Here is a 22,313-nt window from a genome sequence, read left to right as displayed (position 1 = left end):
GTGAGGGGCCGGGCCACCCGCTTCACAAGCAGCTTAGGTAATGCTAACTTCAGGCGGGTTAGGTTAGGTTTCACAACATACGGGAGACGAAGCGGCCGTGGAACGCGGTGACACTGGCGTGCTTGCCGCTCAGCCAGCTATTTCTCGGGTCGACGGTGATGTCGTCAGCAGATTCGCCACCTGCTGCCGCGCGCTTGGCATAACGATCTACGATCGCCAGCGTCCGCCCGATCTCGCTGCCGCCAGGTCGGGCTTCACCGCCCTCACCCGCATCGCTCACGACCAGTGCGACGCCTGGACCGGCCTGGCCGCCTCCGGCGACCTGTCCATGCGGGTGCTGGAAGCCGTTTCGCGTACCGCCCCGACGGCGGGCACGCTGCAACGCAAGGTGGAGCTGGCGCCCGGCACCTTGGGCTTCCGTTACGACAGCGGCCTGTACCTGCAGTTCCGTGCCACGGATCCCGACGACTTCCACCTCGCCTACGCCGCGGCGCTGACCTCGGCCGGCCAATACGCCGAGGCCCATCGGCTGATCAGCGACGTCACCGAGCGCCGGCCGGGCCGGCGGGAGGCCCGCTGGGCCGCAGTGGTGCTCAACTATCGCACCGAACGCTGGTCGGATGTGGTCAAGCTGCTGACGCCGGTCGTGAACGACCCCGAGCTCGACGCCGCCTACTCGCACGCAGCCAAGATCGCCCTGGGTACCGCGTTGGCGCGGCTGGGCATGTTCGCGCCGGCGTTGTCGTACCTCGAAGAGCCCGACGGGCCCGTCCCGGTGGCGGCGGTGGACGGTGCGCTGGCAAAGGCGCTGGTACTGCGCGCCCATGTGGACGAGGAGTCGGCCAGCGAAGTTCTGCAGGATCTCTACGCCGCGCATCCGGAGAACGAACAGATCGAGCAGGCCTTGTCCGACACCAGCTTCGGGATCGTGACCACCACCGCGGCCCGCATCGATGCCCGTACCGATCCGTGGGATCCCGCCACCGAGCCGAGCGCCGAGGACTTTGTCGACCCCGCCGCCCACGAACGCAAGGCCACGCTGCTGCACGAGGCCGAATGCCAGCTGGCCGAATTCATCGGCCTGGAAGAGGTCAAGAACCAGGTATCACGACTGAAGAGTTCGGTGGCCATGGAGCTGGTCCGTAAGCAGCGCGGGCTCGCCGTCGCCCAGCGCGCCCACCACCTGGTCTTCGCCGGACCGCCCGGGACGGGCAAGACCACCATTGCCCGCGTCGTCGCCAAGATCTATTGCGGCCTGGGCCTGTTGAAACGAGAGAACATCCGAGAAGTACATCGCGCCGACCTGATCGGCCAGCACATCGGTGAAACCGAGGCCAAGACCAATGCGATCATCGACAGCGCATTGGACGGGGTGCTGTTCCTGGACGAGGCCTACGCCCTGGTGGCCACCGGGGCCAAGAACGACTTCGGGCTGGTGGCGATCGACACGCTGCTGGCACGCATGGAAAACGACCGCGACCGGCTCGTCGTCATCATCGCCGGGTATCGCGCCGACCTGGACAAGTTCCTGGACACCAACGAGGGTCTGCGCTCCCGGTTCACCCGCAACATCGACTTCCCGTCGTATGCGCCGTCGGAGCTGGTGGAGATCGCGCACAAGATGGCCGAGCAACGCGACAGCGTCTTCGAACCGGCCGCGCTGGAAAACCTCGAATCCTTGTTCGCCAAGCTGGCGGCGTCGGAAACGCCTGACGCCAACGGCATTTCGCGGCGCAGCCTGGACATCGCGGGCAACGGCCGGTTCGTCCGCAACATCGTCGAGCGCTCGGAGGAAGAACGGGAATACCGGCTGGACCACTCGGAACATGCCGGCTCCGGCGAGTTCACTGACGAGGAGTTGATGACGATCACCGCCGAAGACGTGGCCAGGTCGGTAGATCCGCTGCTGCGTGGTCTCGGTCTTTCGGTGCCGGCATGACGCCCCGCGAACGGGACTGGGAATCCGAATCCGACGGCGCACGTCGCTCATTCGCGTCGCGCACCCCGGTCAACGACAACCCCGACGCGGTGGTCTACCGCCGCGGCTTCGTCACCCGCCACCAGGTGAGCGGATGGCGGTTCGTGATGCGCCGCGTCGCCTCCGGCATCGCTTTGCACGACACCCGGATGCTGGTCGACCCGCTACGCACCCAGTCGCGTGCGGTGCTGATGGGTGCGCTCATTCTGATCACCGGTCTGGGGGGCTGCTTCGTCTTCTCGCTGATCCGGCCCAACGGCACGGTGGGCAACAACGCCATCCTGGCCGATCGCTCCACCGCGGCGCTGTACGTGCGGGTCGGCGATGAGTTACATCCGGTGCTGAACCTGACGTCGGCGCGGCTGATCGCCGGTAAGCCGGATAACCCCACCACGGTGAAAAGCACTGAGCTGGACCGTTTTCCGCGCGGCAACCTGATCGGCATTCCGGGTGCGCCGGAGCGGATTGTGCAGAGCACCGCCAAAGACGCGAACTGGACGGTGTGCGACACCGTCACCGGACCGGTGCAGGGCGGCCGCGCCGGCCACAGCACCGGTGTCACGGTGATCGCCGGGCCGCCCGACAGCCACGGGGCGCGCGCCGCGGCGCTGAGCTCCGATCAAGTTGTGCTGGTCGACTTCGCCGGCGACCGGGGCAGCGGCACCTGGCTGCTGTGGGAGGGTAAGCGCAGCCAGATCGACGTGGCCGACCACGCGGTCACCAACGCACTGGGCCTTGGTACCGACCTGCCCGCGCCGCGGCCCATCGCCGCCGGGCTGTTCAACGCCATCCCCGAGGCCCCGCCGCTGGCCGCGCCGCCCATCCCGAACGCCGGTAGTCCGGCAAACTTCGGAGTGCCTGCGCCGATCGGGGCGGTGGTGGTTGCCCTTAGCTTGGGACAACACGCGTCCGACACCTATTACGCGGTGTTGCCGGACGGCCTGCAGCCGATCTCGCCGGTGTTGGCCGCGATCCTGCGCAACACCAATTCGTATGGCCTGCAACAACCGCCACGCCTGGGCGCGGACGAGGTCGCGAAGCTACCGGTGTCGCGGATGCTGGACACCACGCGCTATCCGGCCCAACGGGTAACCCTGGTCGACGCCGCGCACGATCCAGTCACGTGTGCTTATTGGAGCAAACCCGCGGGTGCGGCAACCAGCGCACTACGCCTGCTGTCCGGTTCGGCGCTGCCGGTGCCCGACGGAATACGTACCGTCGAGCTGGTCAGCGCCGGTACTCCGGGCGCCGCTGCGCGGGTCGCCCTGGCGCCCGGCACCGGCTACTTCACTCAGACCGTCGGCGGCGGTGCGTCCGCACCGCCCACCGGTTCGCTGTTCTGGGTGTCCGACACCGGGGTGCGCTACGGCATCGACACCGAGGTGGGGACCGGGACTTCCGGTCGATCCAAAACCGTTGAGGCCCTTGGCCTGAGCGACCCACCGGTTGGCATCCCGTGGTCGATCCTGTCCCTGTTCGCTAACGGGCCGACGCTATCGCGCGCCGACGCATTGCTGGCGCACGACGGCCTGGCGCCCGACACCAGGCCCGGTCGCCCCGCGCAGGCCCAAGAGGCCGAGAGGTCCCACCGATGAGCAGACTGATTTTCGAGGCACGCCGGCGGCTGCCACCACCGAAGACCCGCAAGGGCACCATCACCATCGAGGCGCCTCCCCAGCTGCCGCGGGTGATACCGCCGTCGTTCCTGCGGCGCGCCATGCCGTATCTGATCGTGATCCTGATCGTCGGCATGATCGTCGCGTTGGTCGCCACCGGAATGCGGCTGATCTCGCCGCAGACCTTGTTCTTCCCGTTCGTGCTGCTGCTGGCCGCGACCGGGCTGTACCGCGGCAACGACAAGAAGATGCGCACCGAGGAAGTCGACGCCGAGCGGGCCGACTACCTGCGGTACCTCTCGGTGGTCCGAGACAACATCCGCACGCAGGCCGCCGAGCAACGCGCGGCCGCGGAGTGGTCGCATCCGGACCCTTCGGCGCTAGCGGCCGTGCCCGGCTCGCGCCGGCAGTGGGAGCGTGATCCGCACGACGCCGACTTCCTGGTGTTGCGGGCCGGACGGCACTCGGCGCCCTTGGCAGCTCCGCTGCGGGTCCAGGACACCGCCGACGAGATCGACCTGGAACCGGTGGCGCACAGTGCATTACGCAGCCTGCTCGACGCTCAGCGCACCGTTCACGACGTGCCCACCGGAATCGATTTGACGAAGGTCTCGCGGATTACCGTGCTGGGAAATCCAGCCGAGGTCCGCGCCGCCTTGCGGGCCTGGATCGCCCAGGCGGTGACCTGGCACGACCCGACGGTGCTGGGGGTGGCGCTGGCCGCGCGCGGCCTGGAGGGCGACGACTGGTCCTGGCTGAAATGGCTGCCGCACGTGGACATTCCGGGTCGGCTGGACGGTGTGGGTCCGGCCCGCTACCTGACGAACGACCCCGACGAGCTGATCTCCCTGCTGGGTCCGTCGCTGAGCGACCGGCCGGCGTTCGTCGGGGAGCCCGCCGACGCGCTGCGGCACCTGCTGATCATCGTCGACGATCCCGACTACGACCTGGACGCCTCGACGCTGGCGGTAGGGCGTTCCGGTGTCACCGTCGTGCATTGTTCGGCCACACCGCCGCACCGCGAACAGTATTCGGACCCCGAGCGGCCGATCCTGCGCATCGCGGACGGTGCGATCGAACGCTGGCAGACCGGAGGTTGGCAACCGTACATCGACGACGCGGACCAACTCGGCGTCGCCGAGGCCGCGCACTTGGCCCGCCGGTTGTCGAGGTGGGATTCCAACCCCACCCATGCCGGTCTGCGCTCGGCCGGAACGCGCGGCGCCAGCTTCACCACGCTGCTCGGGATCCCGGACGCGTCGCGCCTGGATGTGCCGGCGCTGTGGGCACCGCGCCGCCGCGAGGACGAGTTGCGGGTGCCGATCGGTGTCACCGCAACCGGGGAGCCGCTGATCTTCGACCTCAAGGACGAAGCCGAGGGCGGCATGGGCCCGCACGGCCTGATGATCGGCATGACGGGTTCGGGCAAATCCCAGACTCTGATGTCAATTCTGTTGTCGCTGTTGACGACTCACTCTGCCGAGCGGCTGATCGTGATCTACGCCGACTTCAAGGGGGAGGCCGGGGCCGACAGCTTCCGCAACTTCCCGCAGGTCGTCGCGGTGATCTCCAACATGGCCGAGAAGAAGTCGCTGGCCGACCGCTTCGCCGACACATTGCGTGGCGAGGTGGCTCGTCGTGAGGTGTTGCTGCGCGAAGCCGGTCGCCGGATTCAGGGCAGCGCGTTCAACTCGGTGACCGAATACGAGAACGCTCGCGAATCCGGGGCGGCCGGCGCCGCCGACCTGCCGCCCATCCCGACGCTGTTCGTGGTCGCCGACGAGTTCACCCTGATGCTGGCCGATCACCCCGAGTACGCGGAGCTGTTCGACTATGTGGCCCGCAAGGGCCGCTCGTTCCGCATCCATATCTTGTTCGCGTCCCAGACGCTGGATGTCGGCAAGATCAAGGACATCGACAAGAACACCTCATACCGGATCGGGTTGAAGGTGGCCAGCCCCAGCGTTTCCCGCCAGATCATCGGCGTGGAGGACGCCTACCACATCGAAGCCGGCAAGGAGCACAAGGGAGTCGGCTTCTTGGTGCCGGCACCCGGAGCCACCCCGATCAAATTCCGCAGTACCTATGTCGATGGCATTTACGAACCACCGCAAACCACCAAAGCCGTTGTGGTGCAATCGATCCCAGAGCCCAAGTTGTTCACGGCGGGGGCCGTGGCGACGGATCAGGACACGGTGATTTCCGGCGAGGACGACGACGAGTCGACCGGCCCGCCGCGCAAGTTGATCGCGACCATCGGAGAACAGCTGGCGCGCTACGGCCCGCAGGCGCCGCAGCTGTGGTTGCCGCCGCTGGACGATCCGATCCCGCTGCCCGCGGTGCTGGCCCGCGCCGGGGTGCCGGAACGACGGTGGCGTTGGCCCATCGGTGAAATCGACAAGCCATTCGAGATGCGCCGCGATCCGCTGATCTTCGACGCGACATCGTCGGCCGGGAACATGGTGATCCACGGCGGACCGAAATCCGGCAAATCAACTGCGCTGCAGACGTTTATCATGTCGGCCGCCAGCCTGCACTCGCCGCGCGAGGTCACGTTCTACTGCCTGGACTACGGCGGCGGCCAGCTACGTGCGCTGGAGGATCTGGCGCACGTCGGCAGCGTGGCCTCGGCGCTGGAGCCCGAACGTATCCGCCGTACTTTCGGCGAGCTCGAGCAACTGCTGTTGTCGCGCCAGCACCGCGAGGCGTTCCGCGACCGCCCGGGCAGCAACGGCCACGGGAACGGCTCGACGGCTGCGCCGGCCGGAGATGACGGGTTCGGCGAGGTATTCCTGGTCATCGACAATTTGTATGCCTTCGGCCGCGACAACACCGACCAGTTCAACACCCGAAACCCGTTGCTGGCCAGGGTAACCGAGCTGGTTAACGTGGGGATGGCGTACGGCATCCACGTCATCATCACCACCCCGAGCTGGCTGGAGGTGCCGTTGGCGATGCGCGACGGCCTCGGGCTGCGGCTTGAACTCAAGCTGCACGACGCGCGCGACAGCAACGTCCGGGTGGTCGGTGCCCTGCGCCGGCCGGCCGATGCGGTGCCGCACGACCAGCCGGGCCGCGGTTTGACGATGAACGCCGAGCATTTCCTGATCGCGACGCCACAGTTGGACCAGATTCCCGCGATCAACGCCCGCTACCCGGGCATGGCCGCGCCGCCGGTGCGGCTGCTGCCGACCAACCTCTCGCCCGAGGCCGTCGGTGTGCTCTACCCAGGCCCGGAGCAGGTCGTGATCGGCCAGCGCGAAGAGGATCTCGCGCCCGTCGCAATCAACTTCTCCGAGAACCCGCTGCTGATGGTCTTCGGGGACAACAAGTCTGGCAAGACCACCTTGCTGCGCCACATCATCCGGACCATCCGGGAACACTCTTCGGCCGACCGGGTGGCGTTCACCGTGCTGGACCGCCGGCTGCACCTGGTCGACGAGCCACTGTTCCCGGACAACGAATACACCGCCAACGTGGACCGGATCACCCCCGCGATGATCGGCCTGGCCAACCTCATCGAGGCGCGCCGGCCCCCGGCGGGCCTGTCGCCGGCCGAGATGTCCCGCTGGACGTACACCGGCCACACGCACTACGTGATCATCGACGACGTCGACCAGATACCGGATTCGCCGGCGATCAGTGGTCCCTACATCGGGCAGCGGCCATGGACTCCGCTGATCGGGTTGCTAAGCCAGGCAGCTGATTTGGGGCTGCGGGTGATCGTCACCGGCCGCGCCACCGGATCCGGGCACGCCCTGATGACCAACCCGCTGCTGCGCCGCTTCAACGACTTGCAGGCGACCACGCTGATGCTGGCGGGCAACCCGGCCGATAGCGGCAAGATCCGCGGGCAGCGGTTCGGCCGGCTGCCGGCCGGACGGGCGATTCTGTTGGGCGACAGCGACACCCCAACCTATGTGCAGCTGGTCAACCCCCTGGTCGGCGAGGGGATCGAGGGGATGGCCCGGTGATTATTGGTGAAACGCAACAGTAAGGAGTGATGGTCATGACGTTGCGAGTGGTTCCCGAAGGCCTGGCCGCAGCCAGTGCGGCGGTCGAGGCGCTGACGGCGCGGCTGGCGGCCGCGCACGCGGCGGCGGCCCCAATGATCACGGCGGTGGTCCCGCCTGCGGTCGATCCGGTGTCGCTGCAGACCGCGGTCGGGTTCAGCGCGCAGGGCCAGGAGCACGCCGCCGTCGCCACCCAGGGGGTGGAGGAACTGGGCCGTGCCGGAGTTGGTGTCGGCGAGGCCGGTGTCAGCTACCTGGCGGGTGACGCCGCGGCGGCCGCTACCTACGGGATCGCCGGCGGCTGAATGTGACTTCTCCTTTTGGGCCCATCTGGATTGCGTCGCCGCCGGAGGTGCATTCGGCGTTGCTGAGCGCTGGTCCCGGACCGGGGTCGCTGTTGGCGGCCGCCGGGGCCTGGACCTCGCTCAGCACCGAATACGCCTCGGCGGCAGCAGAACTCAGTGGGCACCTGGGGGCGGTACAAGCGGGGGCGTGGCAGGGTCCGAGTGCCGAGCGCTACGTGGCCGCTCACGCTCCGTACCTGGCCTGGCTGATGCAGGCCAGCGCCGACGCCGCCGGGGTGGCGGCCCAACACGAGGTTGCCGCGGCGGCCTACACGACCGCCCTGGCTGCCATGCCGACGCTGGCGGAGCTGGCCACCAACCACGTCGTCCACGGGGTGTTGGTGGCGACGAATTTCTTTGGCATCAACACCATTCCGATCGCCCTCAACGAGGCCGACTACGTGCGGATGTGGCTGCAGGCCGCGACCACCATGAGTGTCTACCAGGCAACTACCGGTGCGGCGCTGGCGTCGGCGCCGCGCACCACCCCGGCGCCGATGGTGCTCACACCCGGTGGGGAGGCGCAACCGGCGACCGACCCGAACCAGGCCGCTGCGACCGCTCAGGCCACCAATTCCGGTACGTCTCTTGACAGTTCGGACAGCATCGCCCAGTGGCTGCAAAACCTCATCAAGTCGCTGCAGGACTTCATGTCCAACCCCTTGCAGTCGCTGCAGCAGATGTTGAGCGATTTCTTGCTCAACCCGTCGGCGGCGCTGGTCGCCTGGGGGCCGTTGCTGTTGTTCATCGCGTACGAGGCGTTCTGGATCCCGGTCGGAACTTTCAGTTGGGTGATGATGCTGAGTGCGCCGGTGTGGCTGCCGCTGCTGGTGGTGGGGCTGACCAATCTGCTGTCGCTGGATCCGCTCGACTTCGAAGACCTTCCCGACGACGCACCTGCGGAACCGGCGCCGATTTCGGAGGGTGTCAGTCAGCAGCAGCCAGCCGCGGTTCCCGCAATCTCCTCGACGGTGGCAAGTCCGGCCGGGGCACCGGTGTCCGGGACGGCAGGGGTTCCCGCCGGCGGGGCGCCGGCGTCGGTCGCGGCGTCCGCGGTGTTTCCGTATGCCGTTGGCAGCATGAACGATTGGGATCCCGGTGTGGGTCCGACCGTGGGCGGTCGTGGTGGGGCGAAAGCCCCTGCGGCGACCATCCCCGCGGCGGGTGCGGCGGCGCCAATCCGTGCCGAGGCGCGGGCGCGCCGGCGCCGGCGGGCGGCGATGCACGATCACGGTGACGAGTTTCTGGACCTGGACTCCGACATCGGGGTGGTCCCCGACTTCGGCCCGGGCGCATCGGATCAGGGCGCCGGACCGCTGGGATTCGCCGACGCGGTGCGCAAAGGCGCCGTGCAGGCCGCGGGGCTGACCATGCTGGCCGACGATGAATTCGGCAGCGGCCCGAAGATGCCGATGGTGCCGGGAACTTGGCAATCTGACCCGTCGGATGCCCGCAACGGGTCCGGAGCAGCCGGGGAGGGGGAGACCTGACAGTCGGCGAAAGAGTTCTCAGCAAGCTGGTGATCAATCGAAAATTGAAGGGAGAGAAGTCATTATGAGTATGTTGGACGCTCATATTCCGCAGTTGGTTGCGGCCGAGTCGGAGTTCGGCACCAAGACGGCCTTGATGCGGCACACCATTGCCCAGGCCGAGCAGGCGGCGCTGGCGGCGCAGGCCTTCCACCAGGGCGAGTCCGCGGTCGCGTTCCAGGCCGCGCACGCCCGCTTCGTCGAGGTGGCGGCCCGGGTCAACACCCTGCTGGACATCGCGCAGACGAACTTGGGCGCCGCAGCCGGCACCTATGTGGCCACCGACGCCGCGGCCGCGTCGACCTACACCGGATTCTGACCCGCAACAACCCAGACCCAAGACTCGAAAGGACATTTTGATGTCGCAGATCATGTACAACTACCCCGCGATGCTGGGCCACGCCGGGGATATGTCGGGCTATGCCGGGACGCTGCAGGGTTTAGGTGCCGACATCGCCAGCGAGCAGGCCATCCTGTCCAACGCCTGGCAGGGCACCACCGGTATGACCTACCAGGCCTGGCAGGCCCAGTGGAACCAGGCCATGGACGACCTGGTGCGCGCCTACCAGGCCATGGCCACCACCCACGAGTCCAACACCCTGGCGATGATGGCGCGCGACCAGGCCGAAGCCGCCAAATGGGGCGGTTAACACCGGCTAGATGAACGCCAAACCAAACGCCGTCGAGCTGACGGTCGATAACGCATGGTTCATCGCCGAAACCATTGGGGCGGGCACCTTCCCATGGGTTCTGGCGATCACCACCCCGTACCGCGATGCGGCGCAACGGAATGCGTTTCTCGACCGTCAGCGCGCCGAACTGACCGAGATGGGTCTGATATCGGCCGACGGTGTCATCAACCCCGCGGTCGCCGACTGGATCCGGATGGTTTGCTTTCCGGATCGGTGGCTCGACCTGCGCTTCGTGGGGCCGTCCAGGTCAGACGGCCCGGGCGACATGTTGCGCGGTGTGGTGGCACACCGCGCTGGGACCACCGAGACCGTCCCCAACACGGTCGTCGCGCTGCGCAGTGCGCAGTTGATCACCATCACCGCGATGCAGGTGGATGGCGCACCGGCGCTGGTCCCGGTGCTCTGCGTCGGCCTGGCCCAGCGGCCGCCCGCGCGGTTCGACCAGTTCAGCATGCCGGCGCGGGTCGGCGCGCGTGCCGACGAGCGGCTGCGGTCGGGCACTCCGCTCGCGGAAGTCATTGAGTACCTGGGGATCCCGCAATCGGCTCGACCGGTGGTGGAGTCAGTGTTCTCCGGTCCGTGCAGCTATGTCGAAGTGGTCGCCGGCTGCCGGTGCGACGGCCGGCACTCCACCACCGAGGTCGGGTTGAGCGTCGTGGACACCACCGCGGGACGGGTGCTGGTGAGCCCGTCCCGTGCCTTCGACGGGGAATGGGTGTCCACCTTCAGCCCCGGCACACCTTTTGCCATCGCGGTCGCAATTGAACAGCTGACCGCTAGTTTGCCTGACAGCCAATGGTTTCCGGGCCAGCGGCTGTCCCGAGATTTCTCCGTCCAATCGTCGTAACACCAAACCAGATAGAGAAGAGAGCACGATGTCTGAGCAAACGCCGCAAACCTCACCGGGGGTCCGGTGACGTCCGGCGCCGTCATGCCGATCGTCCGCGTCGCGATACTCGCGGACAGCAGGTTGACGGAACTGGCCCTGCCCGCGGAGTTGCCGCTGCGCGAAATCCTGCCCGCGGTGCACCGTTTGGCGGTCCCTGCCGCTCCCGACGGTGATGCCGAGGATCCGGCTGACGCGGCTACCCAGCTGAGCCTGGCCCCGATCGGCGGGGCGCCGTTCAGCCTCGATGCCAGCCTGGACACCGTCGGTGTCGTCGATGGTGACCTGCTCGCCCTGCAGCCGGTGCCCGTCGGTCCGGCCGCGCCCGGCATCGTCGAGGACATCGCCGATGCCGCGATGATCTTCTCCACCTCTCGGCTAAAGCCCTGGGGCACAACACATATCCAGCGCGGTGCGCTGGCGGCGGCGATCGCCGTGGCACTACTTGCGACCGGCCTGGCGGTCACCTACCGGGTGGCCACGCATGGCCTGGCCGGTCTGCTGGCGGTCAGTGCGATCGCGGCAGTTGCCGCGGTGACCGCTCTGGCGGTCCGGACCCGTTCGGCGGGGGCCGGGATTGCGTTGTCGATCGCGGCGCTGGCGCCGATCGGTGCCGCGTTGGCTTTGGCGGTGCCCGGCAAGTTCGGTCCGGCACACCTGCTGCTGGCCGCGGTCGGCGTCGCCGCCTGGTCGTTGATCGTGCTGGTGCTGCCCGGCCAGGAGCGTGAGCGCATCGTCGCCTTCTTCACCGCGTCGGCCGTGGTGGCGACCGCCGTCGGGTTGGCCGCCGGCGCCGAATTGCTTTGGCAATTACCGATATTGTCCATCGGCTGCGGGCTGATCGTGGCCGCCCTGCTGATCACCATCCAAGCGGCTCAGCTGTCGGCGCTGTGGGCACGTTTCCCATTGCCCGTTATCCCGGCACCGGGAGACCCCACGCCGTCGGCGCCGTCGTTGCGGGTACTCCGGGATTTGCCGCGGCGCGTACGCGTCAGCGACGCCCATCAGAACGGTTTCATCGCCGCCGCGGTGCTGCTGAGCGTTCTTGGCTCGGTGGCGATTGCGTTGCGCCCCGAGGGGTTGAGCGCGTTCGGCTGGTACGTCGTGGGAGCCACCGCGGCCACCGCCACGCTGCGGGCCCGGGTGTGGGATTCGGCTGCCTGCAAGGCCTGGCTGCTGGCCCAGCCGTATTTGGTCGCGGGCGTGCTGTTGGTGTACTACACGGCAACCGGACGTTATGTCGCTGCGCTGGGTGCCGCACTGGTACTCGCCGCACTGCTGTTCGTGTGGGTAGTGGTCGCGCTGAACCCGCGTATCGCATCGCCGGAGAGCTATTCGCTGCCGGTGCGGCGCCTGCTGGGCTTTGCGGCCGCCGGTCTGGACGCTTCGCTGATTCCGGTAATGGCCTACCTGGTCGGGCTGTTCAGCTGGGTGCTGAATCGATGATCCGAGCCGGATCGGTCCGTCTCGCAGCGTCTTTCACGGCCGTTGCGGCGGCCTTCGTGGCGGCGACTGCGTGGACCTGTCCGCCGGCAGTCGCCATCACCAGTCCGAAGGTCGACCCGGCCGTGCCACCGCCGAACGGGACCCCCGGGCCTGGGCAGCCGATGGATCAACGCGGCGCGTGCAGCACGACCGGAGTCATCCCGGGCACCGACGCCGGCGTGGCGACGCCGAGTCAGTCGGCGCTGGATCTTCCTGGTGCGTGGCGGTTTTCCCGTGGTGAGGGCCAGTTGGTCGCGGTGCTCGACACCGGGGTGCGGCCAGGGCCGCGGCTGCCGAACGTCACCGCGGGCGGCGACTATGTGGAGACGACCGACGGCCTGACCGACTGCGACGGGCATGGCACCCTGGTTGCCGGAATCATTGCGGGCCAGCCCGCAGATGACGGCTTCTCCGGAGTCGCGCCCGCGGCCCGGGTGGTGTCGCTGCGGGTGACCTCCGCCAAGTTTTCGCCGAAAATCCCGGGCGGCGATCCGCTTCTGGCCCAGGCTTCTTCGGACGTCGCGACGTTGGCCCGGGCGATCGTACACGCTGCCGACCTCGGTGCCCGGGTGATCGACATCTCTTCGACCACCTGCCTGCCCGCCGACCGGCCCATCGACCAGACCGCCCTCGGTGCGGCTCTGCGGTATGCGGCGGTGGACAAGGACGCGGTGATCGTGGCCGCCGCCGGCAACACCGGACCGACAGGGTCGCTGACCGGCGGGACCTCCTGCGATTCCAATCCGCTCACCGATCTGGGACGCCCCCAGGATCCGCGGAACTGGGCGAGCGTCACGTCGGTCTCGATCCCGTCGTGGTGGCAGCCGTACGTGCTGTCGGTGGCGTCCCTGACCCCGGAGGGGCAGCCGTCGAAATTCACCATGGCCGGGCCGTGGGTCGGCATCGCGGCGCCCGGCGAACACATCGCGTCGGTGAGCAATCGCGACGGCGGCGGCTTGGCCAACGGACTGCCCGACGAACACCAGCAGCTGATACCGCTCAGCGGCACCAGTTATGCGGCCGGCTACGTCTCCGGTGTCGCGGCGCTGGTGCGCAGCAAATATCCGGCATTGACCGCAGAGCAGGTGGTACGCCGTATCACCGCTACCGCGCACAACGGCGCGCGGGCTCCCTCCAACCTCGTCGGCGTCGGCAGCGTCGACCCGGTGGCGGCGCTGACCTGGGAGCTGCCCGCCGGCGATGCACCGGGTGCGGCGCCGGTCAAGCCGGTCGCCCTCCCCCCGGCACCGGCGCCGAAGGACAACACGCCGCGGACGGTCGCGTTCGTGGGAACCGCCGCGCTGGCTTTGGTCGTCGTGGCCGTCGCCGCGGCCACCGCGATCACCTCGCGCCGACGAAAGGACCCCACCTCGTGAGCCAATCGATCGTGTGGCCGGGAACCGGCCGTATCACGCTGGCACTGCTTGCAGTGGTGCCCGCGGCGATGGCCTACCCGTGGAACTCCACCCGCGACTATTGGCTGATCGGCATCGCCGCAGCTGTGGTGATCCTGCTGTTGGGCTGGTGGCGCGGACTGCATTTCACCACGATTATCGGCCGTCGGCTGGCGTTGCTCTTTCGGCGCAGGCGCCACGCTCACGAATTCAGCAGTGACACAAGCACAACCACGCTATTGCGGATCGGGCCGCCCGCAGGGGGCCAGGACGTGTTACCGCTACCGCTGATCGCCGGGTACCTGAACCGCTACGGCATTCGTGCCGACAAGGTGCGAATCACCAGTCGTAGCAACGCATCCGGTACCCAGGAAACCTGGGTCGGGCTGACCATATCGGCGGTCGACAATCTGGCAGCGTTGCAGGCCCGCTCGGCACGCATCCCGTTACACCAGACCGCGCAGGTCGCGGGACGCCGGCTCGCCGACCACCTGCGCGAAATCGGCTGGGAAGCCGGCGTTGTCGGACGCGAAGACGCCCCGGGCCTGATCACGTCGGCCGCGCGTGAGAGGTGGCGTGGGCTACCGCAGGGCTCGGAATACCTGGCCGCATACCGCGTCGCGGTGGATGACAGGCTGCCCGAGACCTTGGCCGCAATTCGGTCGCATCCGGCCATCGAAACCTGGACGGCGCTCGAAGTCGCAGGTGAGCCAACCAATTACACGGTTGCCACGGCATGTGCCTTCCGCACCGAACGTCAGCCGGGCAGCGCGGCTCCGCTGGCCGGCCTCATTCCGGAGCGGGGTAACCAACTACGGGCGTTGACGACGCTCAATCCGCTGTCCACCCACCGACTCGACGGGCACACCGCCGTGTCCGCAGACCTGCTGACCACGCTGAACTGGCCGACCCCGCCCGCCGGTGCCCACCGGGCGCCGCAGCTCGAGGCCGCTACTCGAACATGACGCCGTGCAGGAACGGGGTCATCCGCCGCAGGTAATCCAGCTGGCTGATGTGCATCACATGGCTGCCGGGAAACCAGTGCAGCCGACAGCGATCCCAATGCTCCCAAAGCATTACGGCGTGTTCCGGCGGAGCCATCCGATCGCCGAGGCCGGTGATGATCATCCGGCGCTCCTTGGGAACCACCGGCAGATAGTTCAGCGGACAGTGATAGGCCAGGCCGGCGTCCAACTCGTCGCGGTCGATGCCGGTCAGCCACAGACCTAGCTTGACCAGTTCGCTGGCCGGGAACCACTCGCCGAACAACTTCGCGGGGGTGACAACCGGGCAGTTGGGGATCACGGCCTCGAGGCGGTCTTCGACCGTGGCCAGCAGCGCCGAGGTGTACCCGCCCAGCGAAAGCCCGGTCAATGCCACCCGTTCGACGCCGGTGTGGCCCAGATAGTCCACCACCGAGCGGAAGTCGTGCACGGCCTGGGCCATCGACTCGGCGAAGCCGCTCAGCCCGCGTGCGAAGTAGCCGAATCCGCTGAAGGGCGAGTACCTTTCGGCTCGCCGGCCGTGAAACGGCAAGGTATACAGCAGCACGTCGTAGCCCGCCCGGTAATACCACGGCAGCGAGAAGAACAAGCCGTTGAGCACGTACGACGAACCCATGAAGCCGTGGATGACGCACAGCGTCGGACGTGGCCCGTCGTCATGGCGCCAGTGCTGGGCGTGAACGATGTTGTTGGACCGCAGCTGGCTCCATTGCTTGCGCAGCGCGGGGTTGATCGCTCGGAAGCTGCTGGTGAATTCGATGTTGTCGACGGTGCCGCGCGCCAGCCGCTCCGCAATCACGTTGGCCCGCCGAGAGGAGACCCGCGGCATGTCGGTGGGTGCCGGAAACGACTTCGCGGTATCCCGCTCGGCGGCCAGTTCGGCATAGAAACCCAGCTTGCCGCGCTCGCTGCCGGATTGGCGTAAGGCGTTGGCGACGACGATCGGTGTCACCGTCGTCGTCAGCACCGACGCGACGGCGGTGCGCAACGCCAGGTCGCCGATCGCGGAGGAGTCGACGACCAGGCGTTGGCCCAGCGGTAAATCCGAGCGTCGGGGTAGTCCTTCGGCACTTGGCGGCACGTCGGCACCGGGCACGGGAACGGGCGGATCGATCGGTTCTGCGTCGGACATCAGCGTCAGTTCGCCTTTCTTGCCGGGTGCCCGCGATGTTATCCCGCGCCCCCGCGGCTGGCCGGTGACTCGCCCCGGTACCCCGACGACGCGCACCCGGTAATACGGTTTGTCTAACCGCGGGGACGAGCGACGGTGTTGATCAGGAGGACCGACATGTGGGATCCCGACGTCTACCTGGCCTTTGCGGACCACCGCAGCCGCCCGTTTTACGACTTGCTTTCGCGGGTGGGCGCCGAACGGGCGCGGCGGGTGGTCGATCTCGGCTGCGGACCGGGCCATCTGACCAAATACCTGGCGAAGCGCTGGCCGGGCGCGGTGATCGAGGCACTGGACAGCTCGCCGGAAATGGTGGCCGCTGCCCGGGAACGTGGAATCGATGCCACCACGGCGGACTTGCGCGAGTGGAAGGCGAAGCCCGACACCGATGTGGTGGTCAGCAATGCGGCCTTGCATTGGGTGCCCGAGCATTCCGACTTGCTGCTGCGCTGGACCGGGGAGCTGGCGCCGGGCTCGTGGATCGCGGTGCAGATGCCGGGCAACTTCGAAACGCCGTCCCATGCCGCCGTGCGGGCCCTGGCCCGCCGAGAGCCTTACGCAAAGATCATGCGCGACATACCGTTTCGGGTCGGGGCGGTGGTCCAGCCGCCGGTGCACTACGCCAACCTGCTGATGGACGCCGGATGCCGAGTCGACGTGTGGGAGACCACCTATCTGCACCAACTGACCGGTGAGCACCCGGTATTGGAGTGGATCACCGGCACCGCCTTGGTCCCGGTTCGCGAACGGCTCGACGACGAGGGCTGGGAGCGTTTCCGCCGGGAACTCATCCCGTTGCTGGACGACGCCTACCCGGCCCGGGCCGACGGCACCACGATCTTCCCGTTCCGGCGGGTGTTCGTGGTCGCACAGACCGGATCGCGCCGATCCGGCTAGCTAGACCGCCCACGAAGGTCCGCAAATGTACGCATTTCACGCGTTTTGGCGTACATTTACGCGCGCTCGCGGCCAAGGTTACCGGCGGGTTTGGGTGGGCTGTTCCTCGATGCCCCGGTCGAACGCGATCGCCGAGCGGCTGGTCACCTTCGCGTGGTGGGTCTTCAGATACGTTTCGGTGTAGCGTGCGGCGATCCGCGAACCGGCAAAATCCGACGGTATGACGTCGTCGGTTCGCTGGCGCCAATCATGTAGTCGCACAGCCAGATCGGCCGCGATCTCGGCTACGCTCTCGGAGTTCTCACCGGTGAGCAGGTTGTTGGTCTCGGTGGGATCGGCGCGCAGATCGTAGAGTTCTCGCTCGGGACGCGGCGCCGTGACCAGGGGTGCGACGGCCAGACCGGACGGGCTTTCCTGGATATCCCACGGCAGGTCCAGCAGTGGCCGCGGCACATAGTTTTCGATATAGCTGAAATCCTTTGTGCGGATTGCCCGTATCGGGTCGAATGCGTCGTGATAGGTCTTCATGGTGTACAGGTGGTCACGCACCGGATCGGCTTGCTCGTCGCGGGCAAGCAGCGCGGCCGCGTGCGACATGCCTTCGACGTCGGCCGGTATGTGAATACCGAGTAGGTCCAGCAGGGTCGGGACCAGGTCGACGCCGCTGAACAGGTCGTCGTAGATCTTCGGCGGCAAGCCGCGGCCGGTGGGCGGGCGGACGATCATCGCGATGCCGGTTCCGGCGTCGTACAGCGTGGACTTGGCGCGGGGGAACGCCGGGCCGTGATCGGTGAGGAACACCACCCAGGTGGTGGCGTCCAAGCCGGTTTCGGCCAGCGAGTCCAGCAGCTGACCGACGGCCGCATCGGCCGTGGCGATGGAGCCGTAGAAGTCGGCCAGGTCTTGGCGCACCTCGGGGGTGTCGGGCAGGTAATCCGGCAGCTCGACGGCCGCGCTGTCGGCCGGTTGGTAGCGCTCGGGCGGGTAGGGCCGGTGGGTCTCGAAGAACCCGGCGGTCAACAGGAAAGGCTGACCGGAATGCACCGGTGTGCCGCCGCGCAACCACGCCTGCACCTTGTCGACCACATACTCGCAGTACGAATTCGACACGTCGAACTCGTCGAAGCCCAGTCGCTTCGGGTAGGACGTCTCATGCTGCATCCCGAAAAGCGCTGAGTACCAGCCCGATTCGGACAGTATCTGGGGCAGGGTGCGGACCCCGGCGCGGTACTCCCAGCCGTGGTGCGCCAGACCGACGAGCCCGTTGCTCTGCGGATAGCGGCCGGTGAACAGCGATCCGCGGGACGGGGAGCACAGCGGCGCGGTGGAGTGGGCGCGGGTGAACAAGATGCCCTCTGCGGCAAGCCGGTCCAGCCGCGGGCTGGACACATCCGAGTGCCCGTAGGCGCCGAGGTAGCGACCCAGGTCGTGCCAGTGCACCAGCAGCACATTGTCACGGCCGGCCGTCACAGCGTCCATCCTTTCCGTCACCTCGACCGGCGACGATACCCGAGGCGTGATCCCACCGGTTCTCGGAAACGAACTCCGCCAGCGGCCGGGCATAGGCCCAGCCGTCCAGCTCCAGGGCCGGCCGATCGGGAAATTCCGGTACCGGTCCCAGGCACAGGATCGCCACCGGTTCTGCGCCGGCTGGCATGCCCAGCAGCTCTGCCAACCGGTGTGGATCGAACAGGGATACCCAGCCCATGCCGAGGCCTTCGGAGCGGGCCGCCAGCCACAGGTTTTGGATGGCGCACGAGACCGACGCGAGATCCATCTGCGGCAGCGTGCGCCGGCCGAAGACATGCTTGTCGCGCTCGTCGCACAGCGCCACCACGAGCAGCTCCGCGCACTCGCGAATGCCCTCGACCTTGAGCTGTAGAAACTCCTCGGCCCGCGGTCCGAGGGCCTGTGCGGTGAGCGCCCGCTCGTCGTCGACCATCGCATGGATGCGTTCGCGCAGCTTTGCGTCGGTGATCCGGATGAAGCGCCACGGTTGCATCAGGCCCACGCTGGGTGCGGCGTGTGCCGCCTGCAGCAACCGGGCCAGCACATCCTCGCCCACGACCCCGTCGGACACGAACCGGCGCATGTCTCGTCGTTCGGAGATCACCCGGTAGACGGCCTGGCGCTCCAGCGGACTGTACGGATGCTCGGCCACGTCAGCCATCGTAGAAAGCCTGGCCGCGGCCCACGCTCACGGACTGAACGTGACGCCGACCGCGCGGAAGACGTACTCCGGCGGCATGTCGAAGGCCAGCGACCGACTGGGCAGGCGGGCCAGCACGTCATCGGGGATGGCGTCCTTGTAGTGCAGCGAGAGGTGACCGCTGAATTTCGGGTCCACCCGGGCTACGTCGAGGTCGAGCTGCAGGCCGGTCGACGAGATCTCCGCGGTGGCCGCACCGGCCTGCGCCTCGCTCCAGCGCACGTCGATCATGCGGCCGGCCAGCCGCGGCACCACCGACAGCGTCGCCAACGCCCGCTCAGCGCTGAACGCCAGCGAGCCCACGAAGCTGCCGACGGTGTGTGAGGCACGCAGCCCGGGGACCACACCACTGAACCGCCGGGTGACGGCGACGTATTCGGCGAGATAGATGAGACCCTCGGCCTCGATCAGCGCACGCATGTCGGCGGGGAGCTTGCCAATGCCGAAGAGCTTGCGAACGTAAACCGCCATACGACAGTATGACGGCCCGCGGCATCGGTGCTGGTATCGATGTAGAGGTGACTCGTCCCCGGATGCTGGTCCTGTCTACCGCTCTGGTCGCCGTTGTGGTCTACGCCGGCATGTGGTGGGGCTACCGCCACCACTGGAGCTGGCTACACAGCCTCGACTGGTCGTTGTTGAACGCGGCGCACAGCATCGGGATCAAGCATCCGGGCTGGGTGCGGTTCTGGGCCGACGTGTCGTACGTTCTGGGCCCCGTCCCATTGCGCATCATCGGCATGGTGGGCGCCGTGGTCTCGGCGGTCTACCGCAACGTTCGGGCCGCGCTGCTGCTGCTGGCTTGTGTGCCGTTGAGCAGTTTCGTGAAGTCGACGGCCAAGGATCTGGCCGACCGCCCGCGACCGGTCACCGCGTTGGTCGCCGTGCCGCAGACCGCTTTTCCGTCGGGGCACGCGCTGGAGGCGACGGCCGGGGTGCTGGCGCTGCTGACCGTTGTGCTGCCGATGCTGAGCCGGCGGTGGCGCTGGATTGCGATCGCGGCCGGCGCCGTCTGGGTGCTGGCCGTCGGGAGTGCCAGGGTGGCGCTGAACGTGCACCATCCGTCCGACGTGCTCGCCGGCTGGGCGCTGGGTTATCTGTATTTCCTGTTGTGCCTGTGGGTGATTCGCCGGACCATTAGGTCACGACGCGGTGACCGAACCGGGTCTGAACATTTACTTGACCCAGCGGTCGAGCCCATCCGACGATGAACGGATGCGCCGACTGGGAGCTCTGCTGTGTGCTGCGGTGTGCCTGGCCGGTGCCTGGCTGCTGCTCGCACCGGTGAGTTGTGCCGTTGGCAGCCCGTGGTTCGCGAACTCGGTTGGCAATGCCACACAAGTGATTTCGGTGATCGGGACCGGCGGTTCGAACGCGAAGATGGACGTCTACCAGCGCACCGCCGCAGGCTGGCAACCCATCAAGACCGGCATCCCCACCCACATTGGTTCTGCCGGCCTGGCCCCGCAGGCCAAGAGCGGGTATCCGGCCACGCCGATGGGGGTCTACAGCCTCGACTCAGCCTTCGGCACCGCGCCGAATCCCGGTGGGGGACTGCCGTATACGCAAGTCGGGCCCAACCATTGGTGGAGCGGCGACGACCACAGCCCCACCTTCAACACCATGCAGGTGTGCGAGAAATCCAAGTGTCCCTTCAACACTGCCGAGAGTGAGAACCTGCAGATTCCGCAGTACAAACATGCGGTGGTGATGGGCGTCAACAAGAACAAGGTGCCCGGCGGGGGTGCGGCGTTCTTCTTCCACACCACCGACGGCGGCCCCACCGAGGGTTGTGTCGCGATCGACGACGCCACGCTGGTGCAGATCATCCGGTGGCTGCGGCCCGGCGCGGTGATCGCCATCGCGAAGTAGCGTTTCACCGGCGAGCAGACGCAAAATTGCCCAATCTCCAACGAAATTGGGCGATTTTGCGTCTGCTCGCGGTGGTTAGTCGGCCATCGCGCGGCCGGGTTTGACTTTGAAGTTCAAGCCTTCCAACGACATCGTCGCCTCGTAAGTCCGGTCGTACCCGGTGGCGCTGATTCGCCATTCGCCACCGTCGCGGCGGTACTCGTCGCGGTAGAAGGCCGCACCGATCAGCATGAAATTGAACTCCGGGACAATGACTCGGTCCTGCAGGTACCAACTGCCCGCGGCGGTATCGCCGGACACGTCGATCTCCGGGTGGGTCACTCGGTGTTCGGTGACGACGTTGGGGCCGCATGCCGAGCGCATGTAGTCCACCAGGTCGGCGCGGTTGCTGAAGTGCAGCTCCTTGCCGACCGACGATCCGTAGTCGCCGCGGATGTCCTCGGTCAACGTGTCGGCGAAGTCGTCCCAGTGTTTGGTGTCCAGCGCCCGCAGATATCGGTATTTGACGCGTTTGATCGCTTCGACATCGGCCGCTACATCGTGAAGGCTCATCCGGTCATTGCAGCACACGGCTACCGGTCAAGTGTTCTCCAGGTAGTGGGTGACCATGTCGATCAGCGCCCGACGCTCCTGGGACCAGTCGATCGGGGTGCCGATGATCATCTGCGCCAGCACCACGCCCCGCAGTGCGGCCCAGATGACTTCGGCGACACCGGCATTGGCCGGGTCGTCGGTTACCAGCCGGCCGAGCTGGCCGATTGCCTCGTTCATCTCGAGCAGGTGGCGACGCGACGATTCGTCCGGCCCGCCGCGGATGGCCCGCAGGATTTCGAAGGCCGCCAGCGACGTGGGACTGCTGTAGCAGCTCCACGCGGTGTCTACCACGACCTCGATGCGCTCGCGCAACGGCAGTTCGCTGACATCGGCCGACGCCAGGCTCTCGACCAGCCTGGCCACCCCTTCGTCGACGACCGCCATCAACATGCCGTTGCGGTCGCCGAAGTGGTACTGGATGACCCCCCACGTCACGCCGGCGCGTTCGGCCACGTGCTTGGCGGTGGCCGCCGCGAATCCTTCCTCGACGATGCAGCGGACGGTCTCGTCGATGATCTTCGATCGGGTGTCGTCACCTCGTTTTCGGGGCGCGCTGGTGCGCCGAGTGGGGGTGATCGAGCGGGCCTGGCCTGCGGTAACGGACATTGTTGACTTTATAACATAAACCC

Annotated in this window: 20 protein-coding genes; 14 read left to right on the top strand and 6 right to left on the bottom strand. The window is 67.4% G+C overall.

Annotated features, from left to right (window positions below):
* Positions 1–97: 97 nt before the first annotated feature.
* The 11 genes from eccA to eccE all read left to right on the top strand — a co-directional run bounded on the left by eccA (position 98) and on the right by eccE (position 14,902).
* On the top strand, positions 98–1,939 hold the full coding sequence (gene eccA, locus AC5Y2L_RS02405; protein WP_499934532.1) for a type VII secretion AAA-ATPase EccA: 1,842 nt from the start codon (positions 98–100) through the stop codon (positions 1,937–1,939).
* Positions 1,936–3,573: a type VII secretion protein EccB gene (eccB, locus tag AC5Y2L_RS02400; RefSeq protein ID WP_499934533.1), complete on the top strand. Its 1,638-nt coding sequence runs from the start codon at positions 1,936–1,938 to the stop codon at positions 3,571–3,573. Before eccA ends, eccB begins: the two co-directional genes overlap by 4 nt.
* On the top strand, positions 3,570–7,568 hold the full coding sequence (gene eccCa / locus AC5Y2L_RS02395) for a type VII secretion protein EccCa (protein WP_499934534.1): 3,999 nt from the start codon (positions 3,570–3,572) through the stop codon (positions 7,566–7,568). The genes eccB and eccCa overlap by 4 nt, the downstream gene beginning before the upstream one ends.
* A gap of 35 nt (positions 7,569–7,603) precedes the next feature.
* On the top strand, positions 7,604–7,912 hold the full coding sequence (locus AC5Y2L_RS02390; protein WP_499934536.1) for a PE family protein: 309 nt from the start codon (positions 7,604–7,606) through the stop codon (positions 7,910–7,912).
* 2 nt (positions 7,913–7,914) lie between these two features.
* Complete coding sequence (locus tag AC5Y2L_RS02385; RefSeq protein WP_499934537.1) at positions 7,915–9,441, top strand: PPE family protein; 1,527 nt, start codon at positions 7,915–7,917, stop codon at positions 9,439–9,441.
* A gap of 64 nt (positions 9,442–9,505) precedes the next feature.
* On the top strand, positions 9,506–9,799 hold the full coding sequence (locus AC5Y2L_RS02380; RefSeq protein ID WP_499934538.1) for a WXG100 family type VII secretion target: 294 nt from the start codon (positions 9,506–9,508) through the stop codon (positions 9,797–9,799).
* Positions 9,800–9,839: 40 nt separating this feature from the next.
* Positions 9,840–10,130 carry a WXG100 family type VII secretion target gene (locus tag AC5Y2L_RS02375; protein WP_499934540.1) on the top strand — a complete coding sequence of 97 codons (291 nt, stop codon included), beginning with the start codon at positions 9,840–9,842 and terminating at the stop codon, positions 10,128–10,130.
* A 10-nt stretch (positions 10,131–10,140) separates the two neighbouring features.
* Positions 10,141–11,019: an ESX secretion-associated protein EspG gene (locus AC5Y2L_RS02370; protein ID WP_499934541.1), complete on the top strand. Its 879-nt coding sequence runs from the start codon at positions 10,141–10,143 to the stop codon at positions 11,017–11,019.
* A gap of 84 nt (positions 11,020–11,103) precedes the next feature.
* The gene (eccD, locus tag AC5Y2L_RS02365) at positions 11,104–12,504 is read left to right on the top strand and encodes a type VII secretion integral membrane protein EccD (protein ID WP_499934653.1); all 1,401 of its coding nucleotides are present in this window, start codon (positions 11,104–11,106) and stop codon (positions 12,502–12,504) included.
* On the top strand, positions 12,501–13,919 hold the full coding sequence (gene mycP / locus AC5Y2L_RS02360) for a type VII secretion-associated serine protease mycosin (protein ID WP_499934542.1): 1,419 nt from the start codon (positions 12,501–12,503) through the stop codon (positions 13,917–13,919). Before eccD ends, mycP begins: the two co-directional genes overlap by 4 nt.
* Positions 13,916–14,902, top strand: coding sequence for a type VII secretion protein EccE (gene eccE / locus AC5Y2L_RS02355; RefSeq protein ID WP_499934544.1), 987 nt, complete (start codon positions 13,916–13,918; stop codon positions 14,900–14,902). The genes mycP and eccE overlap by 4 nt, the downstream gene beginning before the upstream one ends.
* On the opposite strand, the gene AC5Y2L_RS02350 is transcribed toward eccE, so the two are convergent.
* Complete coding sequence (locus tag AC5Y2L_RS02350) at positions 14,889–16,073, bottom strand: alpha/beta hydrolase family protein (protein ID WP_499934545.1); 1,185 nt, start codon at positions 16,071–16,073, stop codon at positions 14,889–14,891. The two genes, eccE and AC5Y2L_RS02350, sit on opposite strands and share 14 nt — an antisense overlap.
* Before the next feature lie 156 nt (positions 16,074–16,229).
* Here AC5Y2L_RS02350 and AC5Y2L_RS02345 point away from each other — a divergent pair, with 156 nt between their 5' ends.
* A complete protein-coding gene (locus AC5Y2L_RS02345; protein WP_499934654.1) occupies positions 16,230–17,009 on the top strand; it encodes a trans-aconitate 2-methyltransferase in 780 nt (259 codons plus the stop codon).
* Between the two features lie 78 nt (positions 17,010–17,087).
* Here the strand turns inward: AC5Y2L_RS02345 and AC5Y2L_RS02340 are convergent, their stop codons facing one another.
* The 3 genes from AC5Y2L_RS02340 to AC5Y2L_RS02330 are packed head-to-tail and all read right to left on the bottom strand — an operon-like array spanning position 17,088 to position 19,689.
* A complete protein-coding gene (locus AC5Y2L_RS02340; RefSeq protein WP_499934546.1) occupies positions 17,088–18,479 on the bottom strand; it encodes a sulfatase family protein in 1,392 nt (463 codons plus the stop codon).
* Positions 18,463–19,179 (bottom strand): 5,6-dimethylbenzimidazole synthase, encoded by a 717-nt coding sequence (bluB, locus tag AC5Y2L_RS02335; protein ID WP_499934548.1) that lies wholly within the window; start codon positions 19,177–19,179, stop codon positions 18,463–18,465. The genes AC5Y2L_RS02340 and bluB overlap by 17 nt, the downstream gene beginning before the upstream one ends.
* 27 nt (positions 19,180–19,206) lie before the next feature.
* Positions 19,207–19,689 carry a hypothetical protein gene (locus tag AC5Y2L_RS02330; RefSeq protein ID WP_499934549.1) on the bottom strand — a complete coding sequence of 161 codons (483 nt, stop codon included), beginning with the start codon at positions 19,687–19,689 and terminating at the stop codon, positions 19,207–19,209.
* A gap of 47 nt (positions 19,690–19,736) precedes the next feature.
* Here AC5Y2L_RS02330 and AC5Y2L_RS02325 point away from each other — a divergent pair, with 47 nt between their 5' ends.
* Both AC5Y2L_RS02325 and AC5Y2L_RS02320 read left to right on the top strand, forming a co-directional pair.
* Complete coding sequence (locus AC5Y2L_RS02325) at positions 19,737–20,429, top strand: phosphatase PAP2 family protein (RefSeq protein WP_499934550.1); 693 nt, start codon at positions 19,737–19,739, stop codon at positions 20,427–20,429.
* Positions 20,430–20,433: 4 nt separating this feature from the next.
* Positions 20,434–21,090, top strand: coding sequence for a L,D-transpeptidase family protein (locus tag AC5Y2L_RS02320; protein WP_499934551.1), 657 nt, complete (start codon positions 20,434–20,436; stop codon positions 21,088–21,090).
* A 75-nt stretch (positions 21,091–21,165) separates the two neighbouring features.
* On the opposite strand, the gene AC5Y2L_RS02315 is transcribed toward AC5Y2L_RS02320, so the two are convergent.
* Both AC5Y2L_RS02315 and AC5Y2L_RS02310 read right to left on the bottom strand, forming a co-directional pair.
* A complete protein-coding gene (locus tag AC5Y2L_RS02315; protein ID WP_499934553.1) occupies positions 21,166–21,642 on the bottom strand; it encodes a nuclear transport factor 2 family protein in 477 nt (158 codons plus the stop codon).
* 27 nt (positions 21,643–21,669) lie between these two features.
* Positions 21,670–22,290 (bottom strand): TetR/AcrR family transcriptional regulator, encoded by a 621-nt coding sequence (locus AC5Y2L_RS02310; protein WP_499934554.1) that lies wholly within the window; start codon positions 22,288–22,290, stop codon positions 21,670–21,672.
* Between the last annotated feature and the right edge of the window lie 23 nt (positions 22,291–22,313).

The organism is Mycobacterium sp. NGS66, assembly GCF_059812225.1.
This window is presented reverse-complemented; position numbering and strand designations above follow the sequence as displayed.

Bases quoted from the DNA above. Each gene is read 5' to 3' on its own strand.
- eccB (WP_499934533.1), top strand. From the start codon at position 1,936: ATGACGCCCCGCGAACGGGACTGGGAATCCGAATCCGACGGCGCACGT.
- eccCa (WP_499934534.1), top strand. From the start codon at position 3,570: ATGAGCAGACTGATTTTCGAGGCACGCCGGCGGCTGCCACCACCGAAG.
- AC5Y2L_RS02390 (WP_499934536.1), top strand. From the start codon at position 7,604: ATGACGTTGCGAGTGGTTCCCGAAGGCCTGGCCGCAGCCAGTGCGGCG.
- AC5Y2L_RS02380 (WP_499934538.1), top strand. From the start codon at position 9,506: ATGAGTATGTTGGACGCTCATATTCCGCAGTTGGTTGCGGCCGAGTCG.
- AC5Y2L_RS02375 (WP_499934540.1), top strand. From the start codon at position 9,840: ATGTCGCAGATCATGTACAACTACCCCGCGATGCTGGGCCACGCCGGG.
- AC5Y2L_RS02370 (WP_499934541.1), top strand. From the start codon at position 10,141: ATGAACGCCAAACCAAACGCCGTCGAGCTGACGGTCGATAACGCATGG.
- eccD (WP_499934653.1), top strand. From the start codon at position 11,104: ATGCCGATCGTCCGCGTCGCGATACTCGCGGACAGCAGGTTGACGGAA.
- mycP (WP_499934542.1), top strand. From the start codon at position 12,501: ATGATCCGAGCCGGATCGGTCCGTCTCGCAGCGTCTTTCACGGCCGTT.
- AC5Y2L_RS02350 (WP_499934545.1), bottom strand. From the start codon at position 16,073: ATGTCCGACGCAGAACCGATCGATCCGCCCGTTCCCGTGCCCGGTGCC.
- AC5Y2L_RS02345 (WP_499934654.1), top strand. From the start codon at position 16,230: ATGTGGGATCCCGACGTCTACCTGGCCTTTGCGGACCACCGCAGCCGC.
- bluB (WP_499934548.1), bottom strand. From the start codon at position 19,179: ATGGCTGACGTGGCCGAGCATCCGTACAGTCCGCTGGAGCGCCAGGCC.
- AC5Y2L_RS02330 (WP_499934549.1), bottom strand. From the start codon at position 19,689: ATGGCGGTTTACGTTCGCAAGCTCTTCGGCATTGGCAAGCTCCCCGCC.
- AC5Y2L_RS02320 (WP_499934551.1), top strand. From the start codon at position 20,434: ATGCGCCGACTGGGAGCTCTGCTGTGTGCTGCGGTGTGCCTGGCCGGT.
- AC5Y2L_RS02315 (WP_499934553.1), bottom strand. From the start codon at position 21,642: ATGAGCCTTCACGATGTAGCGGCCGATGTCGAAGCGATCAAACGCGTC.
- AC5Y2L_RS02310 (WP_499934554.1), bottom strand. From the start codon at position 22,290: ATGTCCGTTACCGCAGGCCAGGCCCGCTCGATCACCCCCACTCGGCGC.